At 56.2% G+C, this 12,550-nt stretch carries 13 protein-coding genes; all 13 read right to left on the minus strand.

Going from position 1 to position 12,550, the window contains the following annotated elements; genetic code table 11:
- Positions 1-33: 33 nt before the first annotated feature.
- The gene (locus ACWHYZ_RS13050) at positions 34-645 is read right to left on the minus strand and encodes a PqiC family protein (RefSeq protein ID WP_447983127.1); all 612 of its coding nucleotides are present in this window, start codon (positions 643-645) and stop codon (positions 34-36) included.
- 8 nt (positions 646-653) lie between these two features.
- Positions 654-2,291 carry a PqiB family protein gene (locus ACWHYZ_RS13055; protein ID WP_447983128.1) on the minus strand — a complete coding sequence of 546 codons (1,638 nt, stop codon included), beginning with the start codon at positions 2,289-2,291 and terminating at the stop codon, positions 654-656.
- Positions 2,272-2,910 (minus strand): paraquat-inducible protein A, encoded by a 639-nt coding sequence (locus ACWHYZ_RS13060; protein WP_447983129.1) that lies wholly within the window; start codon positions 2,908-2,910, stop codon positions 2,272-2,274. The genes ACWHYZ_RS13055 and ACWHYZ_RS13060 overlap by 20 nt, the downstream gene beginning before the upstream one ends.
- Before the next feature lie 36 nt (positions 2,911-2,946).
- Positions 2,947-3,567 (minus strand): paraquat-inducible protein A, encoded by a 621-nt coding sequence (locus ACWHYZ_RS13065; RefSeq protein WP_447983130.1) that lies wholly within the window; start codon positions 3,565-3,567, stop codon positions 2,947-2,949.
- Positions 3,568-4,156: 589 nt separating this feature from the next.
- Positions 4,157-4,942: a hypothetical protein gene (locus ACWHYZ_RS13070; RefSeq protein ID WP_447983131.1), complete on the minus strand. Its 786-nt coding sequence runs from the start codon at positions 4,940-4,942 to the stop codon at positions 4,157-4,159.
- 192 nt (positions 4,943-5,134) lie between these two features.
- Positions 5,135-6,016, minus strand: a complete 882-nt coding sequence (locus ACWHYZ_RS13075) for a hypothetical protein (protein WP_447983132.1) — start codon at positions 6,014-6,016, stop codon at positions 5,135-5,137.
- Between the two features lie 86 nt (positions 6,017-6,102).
- Positions 6,103-6,375, minus strand: a complete 273-nt coding sequence (locus ACWHYZ_RS13080; RefSeq protein ID WP_447983133.1) for a SemiSWEET family sugar transporter — start codon at positions 6,373-6,375, stop codon at positions 6,103-6,105.
- Positions 6,376-6,467: 92 nt separating this feature from the next.
- Complete coding sequence (locus ACWHYZ_RS13085) at positions 6,468-6,857, minus strand: hypothetical protein (protein ID WP_447983134.1); 390 nt, start codon at positions 6,855-6,857, stop codon at positions 6,468-6,470.
- 721 nt (positions 6,858-7,578) lie between these two features.
- The gene (locus tag ACWHYZ_RS13090; RefSeq protein WP_447983135.1) at positions 7,579-7,704 is read right to left on the minus strand and encodes a hypothetical protein; all 126 of its coding nucleotides are present in this window, start codon (positions 7,702-7,704) and stop codon (positions 7,579-7,581) included.
- Positions 7,705-7,723: 19 nt separating this feature from the next.
- Positions 7,724-8,155, minus strand: coding sequence for an outer membrane beta-barrel protein (locus ACWHYZ_RS13095; RefSeq protein ID WP_447983136.1), 432 nt, complete (start codon positions 8,153-8,155; stop codon positions 7,724-7,726).
- Between the two features lie 178 nt (positions 8,156-8,333).
- Entirely contained in the window at positions 8,334-9,590 is a 1,257-nt protein-coding gene (locus ACWHYZ_RS13100; protein WP_447983137.1) for an endonuclease/exonuclease/phosphatase family protein, read from the minus strand.
- A 169-nt stretch (positions 9,591-9,759) separates the two neighbouring features.
- The gene (locus tag ACWHYZ_RS13105) at positions 9,760-10,197 is read right to left on the minus strand and encodes a hypothetical protein (RefSeq protein ID WP_447983138.1); all 438 of its coding nucleotides are present in this window, start codon (positions 10,195-10,197) and stop codon (positions 9,760-9,762) included.
- Between the two features lie 779 nt (positions 10,198-10,976).
- Positions 10,977-12,389: a patatin-like phospholipase family protein gene (locus ACWHYZ_RS13110; RefSeq protein WP_447983139.1), complete on the minus strand. Its 1,413-nt coding sequence runs from the start codon at positions 12,387-12,389 to the stop codon at positions 10,977-10,979.
- Between the last annotated feature and the right edge of the window lie 161 nt (positions 12,390-12,550).

The following is a 12,550-nucleotide window of genomic DNA, read 5'->3' on the forward strand; positions in this document are numbered from 1 at the left end:
TGCTGAGCGGCCACATGGACGATCCAGCGTATGTTATCTCGGCATGGCGGCCGCTGCCCGGATGGCCTCCGCAATGTCACTGCTCAGTATGGCAAGCGCCCGGCTGTGTGCGGCTACCAGCGCCTCGTAGCGATCTTCGACGGTGGTTTCCCGGATATGCGAACGGCCCGTCTTGGTTTCGGCGTCCTTCTGGGACAGTCGGCGGATCGTCCAGATCGCATCGATCGTGGCCCCTTTCCGGATTTCCGAATCGAAGCGTTGAATATCGACAATGACCCGATAGTCGGCCGTGTCAATTGCACTGTAAGGATAGGCCAACAACGGTTGGGCACCGAGCGAATGGGTAAGGTGTTCGGCGATCACGCGGGGGATTGCACTTCCAAGAGGTTCGGCCCAACGACGCTCCCCATCAAGGTCGACCTCATTCGCTCCGACCCGGGTCACCAGCTCAGGACGGTCCACGACCTCGGGCAGACTGACTGGGCCGACCGCAACGGTGTAGCCGATTCCTGTAGGCACAACCTGATTGTTGTCAATTCTGGCAGTACCTAGAGTGTAGTAGCTCACCTTGGGCGAACTGCCACAAGCGGCGAGCACGCCGATGCATATGAATGACATGAGGAGCCGTATCACCCCGGGTCTCATCGACGCTCCTATTTCTTTCCCCGTATTAAGGCCTCGGGATGGCGTTCGAGCAATTCAGCCAGCGAGCGAAGCGCTCTGCCCGCGCGGGAGAGTTCGCGCAAGCTCTCTCGCATATCGGACTGTAATGGCGCATCGGCCACCAGCATGTGGTTCGCCGTATTCAGTGTCCGGTGCGCATCATCGAGAGCTATCCGCGCCGCGGGAGTCACGTCCGAGTCGAGTCCCTTCACGAGCTTGTCCGCACTTTCCAGCGTGCGGTTCAGGATGCGGAGCGTCTGGCGCAGGTCACCCCCGATCTGATCCAATGGCAACTTCTCGAGTTTCCTGGCGAGCAGGTGAAGGGTTTCCTGAACCTCCGTCATGGAACCCATCACGGTCGGCATGACTGGCGGCGTTCTCGTCCAATCCATTTGCGCCTTAGGCTCATCGGGAAAGAAGTCCATGGCCACATACAGTTGCCCCGTCAGCAAGTTTCCCATCCTGAGTTGGCCGCGGAGCCCGTGCTCGATCATCGCATTCAATCGCGCGCGCCGGGCGGCCGGATCCGTGGTCGTAGTCGCAGTCTGACCAGTGGCAGCCAGCGCCTGGAGGCGTCCGGGGTATACCGTCACCCCAACCGGGAAGCGGTACTGGCCCTGCGTCTCGTCATATTCCACGTTCATGGATTTGACCTCGCCAATGGTAATGCCCCGAAAATCTACAGGCGCTCCAATCAAAAGGCCGCGAAGCGAGTCTGTGAAGTACAGTACGAAGGGCACAGCGACCGTATCCGCGTGCTTCAAAGCCTGGGAGCGGCTATTGGCCAAGGCGAACACGCTGTTTTCCGCGGCCGGCGATGCGGGCGACGGGTCCGGCGGCGTTTCGAACGCGATGCCGCCGATGAGAATTGCTGCCAGCGATTGAGTGTGCACCTTGATCCCCGTCGCATCCATCGCGACATCAATCCCACTCGCGTTCCAGAACCGCGTGTTCGACGTCACATACTGATCGTAGGGGGTTTTGATGAAAATCTTGAGGATCACGTCCTTTCCGTCTTTGTTGAGCTCATGAGCCACGACACTGCCCACCTCCACCTGCCGGTAGTAGAGCGGCGATCCGATCCCGAGCGAACCCAGTTCTTCGCTATGCAGGACGAACTGGCGTCCGGGGACGTCGCCAGTGATGATCGGGGGCGTTTCGAGACCGACGAACTCGTGCCGGACCGTGTCGGACTTGCCGAGGTCCACACCGATATAGGAGCCGGAGAACAAGGTCCCAAGCCCTGAGATCTGCCCGCCGGCAACCCGCGGCCGCACGACCCAGAACCGGGTGTCTTCGACCAAGTATGGCTCGGCCTCCTTGACGAGTTCAGCGGTCGCAACGACACCCTGTAAACGATCTTTGCTGACCTTGACCTGTTTCACTTCCCCGACATCGACGCTCCTGAATTTGATCTTCGTTTTGCCCGCCTCGAGGCCTTCTGCGGTGCTGAAGCTGATCGTGATCGTGGGCCCCCGCTCAAGTATCGTTTTCACCGCCAGCCAGACACCGATGACCAACGCGACGGCAGGGATCAGCCAGACGAGGGGCAGCGTCCATCCCCGCTTGGACGCCACGACGGCTTCAGGGATGTCGGAGATACTGGGGTCAACCGGGGTGCGAAGCATGGTCCCTCCTCACCGGGTCCCAAATGAGACGCGGGTCGAACGCCTCCGCCGCAAACATGGTGAGCACGACTACCGCACCGAATGCGATAGCGGCGGGACCAGCCCTGATCGTCGCCAACGACTCGAACTGTACGAGCGCCGTGACAATCGCGGCGACGTAGATGTCCACCATGGACCAGCGTCCGACAGATTCCACCATCCGATAGAGCCGGGTGCGATCGAGCATCCGCCACGTCGAGCGCTGTTGGACGGAGGTCAGGAGCACCGACAAGGCGATCAACTTTGAGCCCGGCACGAGAATACTTGCGACAAATACGATCACGGCGAGCGGCCAGGAGCCAGAGACCCACAGGTACACGACACCGCTCATGATCGTGTCCGATTGCACGCCGAAGAGCGAGCCCGTCTCCATGACAGGGAGGACATTCGCCGGCACATAGAGAATGCAGGCGGCAATAAGAAGCGCCCAGGCGCGGGTTACGCTGTCCGGCTTGCGCGTGTGCAGGGTTGCGCCGCATCGCGCACACGCCAAATCGTGCCCAACTCCGGAGGACTTGTTAAGCAGATGGCAAGTGTGGCATGCAAGGAGCCCTGCGTCCGCGGCTGTCATCGCCGTCATGGTGCCGCCTACTCATTTCTGGTTGCCAGGATGAATTCAGACGCCCCGGCGTCTGATCGCGTCGACGCGGGCCCAGAGTTCATCGGCGTCAAACGATGCAGCGGCAGCCGCGACCAGGACCATGAGCATGGCAAAGGACCACAACGCTATTCCAGGCACCACATGCGCAAGATGCCCGAGCTTCGCCAGCGACACCAGTGTCCCGAGCATGAACACCTCGACCATTCCCCATGGCCGTACCGCCTGGAACAGGCGGAACATCGCGGGCAATTGCCTTGAGATCCATCCAAACTTCAGCGGCACCAGCATGTACAGCATCGCGCCGATATTCAGCACCGGCATCAGCATCGTGGTGGCAAAGACCAGGGCCGCGACGCTCCACATCCCATCGTTATAGAGCGTGCGCACTGAACCGAATAAGGTCGTCGAAGTATGGTGGCCCTGGACATCAAGTTCGACGATCTGGAATAGATTGGCCACGATCATCAGGATGGCCGCCCCTAGTGTGAATGCTAGCGTCCGGTCAAGGCTGTCGCGGGTGCGCCGACACAGTACGGCGCCACACCGTCGGCAATAGGCCTTGGCTCCATAGGGAATCGGTGTTTCCCGGTTGAGCAGATCGCATTCATGACAGGCCAGAAGCGAGTGCGTAATCATGTGTCTATCCGGATTATGAGCCGCTTAGGAAATGTTACGCACCATCTGGCATCAATCCATGATGCGCGTAGGTTTCTCAAGCAGTCAGCACGAGGAAGCCTATTTTTCTTAGCGTCAACTGGACAGCGCCACAACTGTCAAAAGTGACAGGGGTTTTGTCGATGTCAGGACCGGCAGTGCAAGACAAACGGAGGCTGAGTGGCTGGGCCAGTGTCTCGGTGAAAGCGTGCAGATCGTTCTCGCAACGGCAAGTAAGGTCGCCCCGTTTTGATGAGGATCGGGCGTAGGACATGATCGAGGCTGCCGACGACGATGGGCCACAGGAAGCCCCTCGCCAAGTCCGCTGCTCCCTTCCAATCAATAGAGCCACGCGATGCCCACTAACATGACGTGGACGGCCCCGATCTGAGCCACTGCGGGCAGGAACTTTATGATCATCAAGATCGCAGCGAACGGCACTCCGGCGACGGCTCTTTCGTCTTCAACAGTCTTAGACTCCTGACGGCGATTTTCCTCTCAGACCGCACCGTCTGCAGACTCAATACGCTCAAGACCTCGGTCCGTACCCATTTCGGTACCGGCTCGTCGGCTATTTCTTGGCCCCTTCCGCGGATTTCTCACCGTCCTCCTTTTCTTTCGGCATGGCCTCACGAATCAGGTCGTCGAGAAATTTATTCACAGGAGTATATTGGGAGGCTGTTTTTCTATTCAGCAGATCGCTAAGCATGCTTCCCAACGTCGCGCGAGCGATATCCTCCAAGTACACCGGGTCTTGGGATACGGCTTCGTTCGCCATGTTCGTTTCGGCGGTCGAGGCCCACACGAGTTCTCCGGTCTCCGCATCCCACAATTGCAAGGCCAGCCGCATGATGCTCGAGCGAGTCTGCGTCACGCGCACGTCTAACCCAGGGAATCTCCAGCGATCCGTCATCGTTTGCGTGAAGGCAGCCAATCGTAGTTGGAAGATATACCGCACGCCGAGCGCCGCGGCGAGGTTTCTCAGCGCCTCCTGATCCAGGATGTTGCTTTGTTCGTAATCGTTTCTCATCACGGTCATCTTTGAGGCCAAGCCCGCCTGATTGATGCGCGTACTGGTCTCCTGCTCGGACACGACCTTCCAATTCGGCACGACCTTGGAAATAATATCGCCCAGGTATCGTCCTAGGGCGACCTCATTCCCTCGAAGCCCTGGCATCGTGATGGCTGGAAACAGCGCCACAGGGCGCTCTTCCAGGTAGGCAGGATGAAAGGACGGCGGCACGTCCGTCGAATTGGTGCGGACCTGCCAACCATAGATTGAACTTGCGCAGGCCGGCACAACCATGGAAACAAGAACCAGACGAACAATTAAACTGACGAATGATAAGATGCTCATTCGATGGTTGAAACGACAGGCGTCTGCTGCGCCACAGTGAACGTTTGCATGGCACTGAATTTTTCTTCGATAAGTCCGCTACATCCACGGCGCTCGATACCCGCGCACATGCCTCGGTGACCAACGCCCGTAGACGTGTTGACCATGCCTTCCGATCCCGTCTTTTCCGCACCATGGAACGCCGGTCGGCATCTAGAAGTACAGCGCGCCATACAGAAATACGGTGTTCCAGGCGTTGTCAACCCTGATCCCCGAGACGCTATTCGATTTACTCACATCGACATTCGCCTGCAAGCGATCGTAGGATGCTCCGAGGCCGAGGTGGGTGAAGAGTCGATATTCCAAGCCCGCATAGAACTCAAACATCGAGCCCGTAAAATTGTTGCCGACTTTTAAATAGAACCAGTCAAAACGGACCTGCGATGAGAGCTTGGGGGTGATGTGGTAGTTGACATACCCGCCGAGCGAAGGCAGAGGAACCGTGAGTTCTTCCGATGACGACCCAAAACTGGTCGATTGCCCCGTGCAGTCCGCCAACGTGCCGCTGCAGGTCGAACTCCCTGCAATGTCGAACTTCATCCTGATCATATAGAGGCTTGGCGAAATTCCCAATTCGACCTTGTCGTTCCGATAGAAGGAGTAGTTGTAGATGAGCCGCCAAAGGTCGAAATTCAAACTCGAAGTGACGCTGGCACCGGCGGCGATCGTAATATCTTTGACGGTCAGATCCGTATCAACCGTGCGATTGGAGTCTCGCAACAGCCGATAGTAGGAGATGCCGAGGCTGTGCCGATCGTTAAACCGATACGCGGCATCGATTCGAAAGCCGTTGTAGTCGGTCGTTCCGCTTAAGGTTCTGTTGTAGTCGATCGAGGTACCGAAGCCCGCCGGTCCATTCAGTTCGATCTGGGTGTTTGCTCCGAAGACAAACAGATAGCCTCCTCGGATCATGAAACGATCGGGCAATTCGGGCGGCTGCGCTTCTTCAGCCCTGGCAGGCTGCGTATAAAACAACAAGAGAACCGAAACGCTCAACATCAATGTCGCGGTGATGCGAATGGGAATTCTCTTCATGGCGGGCCTCCCGGGGCTACGTCTTTGACCGCGTCTCAGAACTCACGCGTCTCTTGTGGACCGGTTGATCGAATCACGGCCCTGCTCTAACGGTCGCCGTTTGCAGCGGCAAAGTAGACATATGCGCCGACAGCGAGAAAATTGATCGCCACCGCAATCACATTCCACACGATCACGGGTTTCGACTCGATCAAGAAGCCGTAATAGACCCAGACAATCTGGAAGGTACCCATGATCGCGGCCATGGTAGGATTCATGCCCTGACAGGACCGTCGTTTGAGCATCGCAATTAAATCCGGCATGGCGGCAAAAGTCGTCCCGAATCCCGCCACGAATCCGATAACTTCATGTAAGACCATCTCTGTACCTCGCGAATAGTGTGCCGCCCGGGAAATCGAGCTTTTTATGCCCAAAAGACCACGGCGAGACGTCTTGATCTCCAGTCCACTTCTCATCTCTTCGTGGTTCGTTGACTTAATTCTGGTTTGGCCATAGGCAATCCATACGCCGTTGACAGCTTCGGCGCAGAGGACGGCGCTGTGGGAAGGTTCTTTGGAGGAGTACTCGAAATCGCGCCCGTGGCCCCATCACGAGTGAAGTTCATGCTGTCCGCCAGCTGAACGTTGAATCCCCGTAACCACGGCTCGCGGCCAATCGTCGTGCTACCCCCGGGAGCGAGTTCCGGGTTGAAGCTCGCACCGGCGAGGATGGAAGCAGGGAATGCCTTGGCGCCCTTGTCGTGAGGCCGGTAGCCTGACGTGGTGACGTCCATGCTGGCCTCGCGGCGCTGTATCGCCGGTATGCCAAGCCCGGGCACTACGGGCGTATAGCACGCGCTCATTTCCATACCTTCCGGAACGCGGTTGTCACGCAGATGCCAATCGTGGGAACGGCGCCTATGATACTCCCGATGAGCGAGAACCCTCATCGTCGGTCCATTGCGGTTCCGTCTCGCGGACCCGCACGTCGGCAGGGAACCCTTGTGCTATGGTTACGGCGCCCCAGGGAGACAGAGCTGGGGAATCTATCGCCAACCCTAGCCCCGATTCGCTGGACGTCCATGGAACCCCTGGTTACTCGTAATCCTAATAGGCATGTAAGTATTGGAGAGCCCATTCGCGGTCGTCGTTTCATCACGCCATTGCAGCATGTCGGGATCCCTGCTGGTCATAAGTAGCTTGCGATCCGCTAAACCACTGAAATGAACTCGAATCCGTCCTCCTTCGTGACGTTCTTCAGGAAGGCAAAGACGTTACATTCCCGCGGTGGCAGCAGATCCTCATCTGCCCTCAGAGGGCCGTGTATTGGAACTGCCCAAAAGAAAATCAATACTGCCAGTCGGGACATTGTGAATGGCATCATGGCGGTACCGACGCGCTTACCGGGTGCTCTCCTCCGGGTCTCTCTTGCCTCAGAAACGGGTAAGGACTTCGTAAGGGAGCTTAGCAAGCCATTCGATGAGAATAACCTGTCAGAACTGACAGCTTATCGACCCTCATGTGCGAGATCGGGCTTTTCTATCAACGACTGACAGGACTGAATCGATGTGTCAGAACGATCAATCAGAACTTGAAGCCAACATCGAGCTTGATCGTCGTGAAGCTTGGCGTGCCGGTGTGGGACAAATCGACCCATTGCTGCCTCGCGCCCCCGCGGAAAAACAACCACGGATTGACGTCCCAGCGCAAACCTCCTCCTACCCCATAGCTAAGAAACGTACCGGACTTCGTGGGCTGCGTCCCCCCCGCAAATGGACCCGTACCACGGATCGTAGTAACACCCGACAACGGGAGGGCCTTCTGCGATATTCGTGTCGATGTTCATCCCGCCGACGTCAGCGTCGATGTACGGTGTCAAGGGACCTTCAAAAAAGTGATAGGTGACCGCAAGGGCGAATGTGTTGGTTTGCACCGTTCCACTTTGGGAACGAGCCGGTCCTGAGTTACCGGCCGCCGGCTGAACGACCGCCTGAAAATCGGGTCGGCTCCAGGAAAAGAAGCCTCCTACATTCCAGTGCTCATTGAAATTGTAGCCAAACTGAAAGTTGAAGCCGACCGTGTCGTCGATCCTCACGGTAGTCCCGCCATCGAACCCCAAGTTTTTGCCAAAGTGTATTGGGGCCCAAGAAGCACTTCCCATTTCCCTTTTCGGTAGCCTTCACTCCGTCCGGGTACCTCGGCATAGGCCGGAAGAAGCGTTAAGGCCATATTCACGCAGACGGCGTCTGCTATTCCGAGAACCGCGAAAACCCTACTCATAGACATCTCCTTTGTCGAGGCACACTCTTCCGTTCTCGAAACGCATCTCGGCTCCATCGTCAACATTGGGAAGAATCCGCGATATACGTGGCGAGCACACCGTAGTGATCGGACCCCGGCTCAGCTGAAACGGCCGTGGGTTGTCCGAATAGTTCTTGCCGCAAGCATCCTGCCAGAGTCTCCGATGGGTTCTGCAGGAGAAACAGAAAATCCACCCGCCTGGCCTGACTAATGCCCTTTTGATAGCCTTCAAGGATCCTCTGCTGCTGGCTGCTCGGAAGTCCCATCATCGCCTTGCGAAGTCCGGAGGGTACTTCTCGTACTGCTTGGCCGGCGATCGGGTTTCGCTGAGGATCAAGACTGTAGACGTCGCTGGTGGGGCTGGCGATCATGTACGTGTCCCTGAGGCCCGCGCGTTCGAGTTCGCGATATTCCGGATCATCCGGTTCAAAATTAAAGTCGCCCCCAATGATGACTCCGAAATAGGACGCCTTAGCCTGTAGTTTCTGTATCTCTTTCAGGAGCAGGCGAATCTCATCGAGTCGTCTCTCCTGATCCTGCTCCATAGCGGCAACAATGCCTTCGAAGTCCTCACGCCGGACCCTTCCCTCATCGATAGCCTCATTGATTTTTCGAATGAAAAATGCATTCCGCTCAATACCAGAATGCAAATGGAGACTGACGGCGAGAAACCTCCTGCCGGTGTTAGGATTTTCAATTTCCGCGATGAGCGCGTATCGAAGCTCGCCCGTCTGCAGGCCGATGAAATCACGGCAACCTCCGAATCCCCCACTGAGTTTGAGACCCTTGATTTTCCGTAATTTCAAGGGAGCTTTTGCGAGAACGGCAAGCCCGTTATTTAGATCTGGAACAACTCCCAAGCCGGCGACCCGTATGCCACAGGCATCCACCTGATGCACTTCACTGTATTGCAAGCCGGAGGTCTTAAGCGCCTCGACAAACCGTTCCGCCATAACAGGCAAAGGGTTGACCTCCTGCAGGAGGACTACGTCGGGTTGATCTAGAGACAATTGTTGGAATTGGAGAGTGAGCCGTGCCTGGCGTACTTCTTTCGATTCACTGGCCTTGACAGTGAGTCCGCTCGGCTCGAGTCCATGCAACGTATTGTATGTGAGCACTTTGACCCGCTGCATCGGTTTGCCGCTTGGAGTCGTTCTTGAACGAACAGAATCGGCGCACCCTGTCACGAAGGAGCACAGTAGAGCGACGGCGGCAAGAGCTTGCACGCGATGGCGGATGCCTTCCAATTGCCAAAGTGTGAATGGTTTTCTTCTACTCGATTGAATACGGCTCATTTCATCTCTTCGACATCGCCGGGTTTTGAACTACCGTCGAATGCGGCCTTCTCCGCCCCATAGCTTGAGTTTGTCAGCTTTGCCACTGATCGCGGTGCCGGGTTTCCCATAGAATGTGGCCGGACTTTCCAAAAGTTTCTGTACTCGCATGCACAGGCCTAGTCATCGATTATCGAACCTGTGTGAATTCGCCGTGATACCGGTCACCCGTTTCGGCATGGATCGATTCGACGACGACGATCGATTTTCCCTTGTGGTCATACAACGCAAATGTTACGGCGCGACGCTCCGTATCCCCGATCAACCGACCGTCTCGTATATCGAGGGATCCTGCGCCGAGCGCCGTTTTAGATGCGCTTTGTCCGACGAAGAGATAGGTGCCATTGTCACGGATCTTTAGGCGTACGGATCCTTCCTGGAACATTGCGTCTTTCTTCTTCACGATTCCTTCCCATTCACCAACGACCATGTTGACATCGGTAATCGGCACCAAAGTCCACGATGGACCTTGATGTGGGGGTCCTCCGGAACATCCCGTCAGTAGTGCCAAACCCAATGCACACGCATAGAATCTGAGCGAGGCCAGCTCTTTACTGAACTGATTCATGCCAAAGTACATATCACTGCCCGACGTTGAATACCGAGTGCTTAGCTTGATCTTCCAACAGCTCGCTGTGTTCCTGCATCTATCTCCATCAATCTTGGCCCCACGTCTTGCTCCAAGAATGGGTGCACCGTGGTTTGGAAATGCAGGTGGCTTAGGCGCCTTTTACCCACCGGATCGTTTTGGTTCCCTCTTTGACGCCCGTGAGGGCGCTTCGGACGGCAATAGACACCGACTGAACCTCAAGTGCACCTGGTGCCGCCAAGCGTGAGGACCAGAACAACGCCCGCTGAGACACGATAGCAATCGCGGACACCATGAAACTCACTGTGCCGCACAACTCGAGGCTTCGAAGAAGTTACGATTTCTGACCATTACTCGGGACAAGAATATGTGTGGCGATGAGCGAGGCCTACTGTCACAATTGACAGGGACAGATAGTCACAGGTGCACTGACATGGTCGAGCAACAGCATGGTGTTCACCTTTCCCTCGGTCCATCAGGCTTGCAGCATGGGAAAGAGTTCCTCGGACGATGATGAAGTCCCTCCACTGGTTACCAATGAGTGAGCATCGAATTGGGACGCAATGGATGTTTGCATCAAGAGAGGAAGCACGGTAATCCTGACCACGATCACGCGGTACGGACCAGTGTTGGTCTATGCACTCGCCTACCACAGCACGCCAGTCAGTCACTTATAAGCGTTTGAGCAACTATTGTGTCTCGCCGTCTATTGCAATTGATGGGGCATCACATCAATGCACCACCGTCGCATCTCGACATCAACGATCCAGAAATTCCGTAATGGCGGGCTTGTTCTCATCAACTACTTTCGCAGCGGCGGCGAGAATCAGATCGCGATCACAAGCCGATGCGAGCCACAGGCGCGTGACGATTCCCGAGAGATGCTTCGCCACGTCTTTCGGAGATTTCCAATTGATTCGTTGCTTTTGACACGACGCGGGAAGGTCGCTGAGATCCTCGTTCCAATCCGCATCGACGTGACGCAAACGGATGAGGCGAACTCGATCCGGCCCCGGCAGCAGTCCCATGGCTTGCCCGATGGATACAAATAATGCCCGATAAGCGAGCGATCGCTCTTCCATGATGGAGGGAATTCTGGAGTAGTCATAATTAAATAGACTAAAGCCTTCTTTGCGATGGTCCAGGACTTCTCCACCCACAGAAAAAGGGAACGAACTATCGACCATGATAATAATGGCACGCCTACTCGGGTCTTGCTGGAGCTTTTTCAGGAACACCATGAAGAGAGACTCGGCGCCGGTGTTATCGGACAATCCTCCATCGCCGATGTGCCAATACCGGCGTTGATCTCCAACACCTAACGTAATGGGACCGATAATTGGAGGGAAGGACATGGATGCCGCTACCGCTGAAGCTAACCGCGCAGGGCAGACATTGATCCCCAAATCATCAGGCACGACAGAAATCAGACTGTCCCATCTCACACGCATGAGGTCCAGAACAGGCCTCTGCAGCGTCATGGCCTGGGGAGACTGTTCCAGCTTCCCGATCAAGTCGAACTGGGAATCGTTTCGCGGAAGGGTGCTCAGGAGAAAACGTCGTCCGTCATTGTACAGGGTCGTATTCACGAGAAGACGAGGGCTGTCTCCTCTGGCTTCCCGTTGTCCCACTTCTGTAAAATTGGTATCACCTAAGTACTGTTCACTGAGGGTCTCGGCAAGAGATCGGGCCGTCCAGGATGGATTGAACCATCGGAAATACGCCAGTTGCCGCCACAGTAACGGTCCCTCATAGTCCTTGGCCATGCTCTCTTTGAAAGTTTTAAAAAAGCGTTGATAATCCTCGCTCATTTCCCCATCAGGATTTAGAATTCGAACTTCGCGCGGCGGTTTCTTTAACGCAAAATATGCCGATGCCATGCTCCCGCCCGACACGCTGGAAATATAGGATACTTGTTCGAGCAAGGAGCGCTTCTCGGGACCGATGGCCAGCCGGCCTATGGCTTCAAAGGCCCCGGCGGCAAACAAGGCGGCGCGACTCCCCCCACCCGAGACCGCGAGACCGACAAGAACATCTTGATCGCGAGCCGGCGTGATGCACGAGGCTGGAACGTCGGTGACCTGGACAGTGTGAACCGGCGTCGCACGACATCCGGAGCACAACACAGCCACAGGAAGAACGAGGAGGTTCACGGTTCGCAGAAGGCTCACGAGACCTCGTCTCATAAAATATTGACACCACATTACGATGAAATGTCCGAGGCCGCTTTGCATTGCCGTGAAGGAATATGTGGGAAGATGAGGGAGGACTCCACTGTCAGAATTGACAGGGGAGATTACTGATGATGATCAACACGGCAACCAGGTACGGA

This window comes from Nitrospira sp. Nam74 (assembly GCF_965152615.1).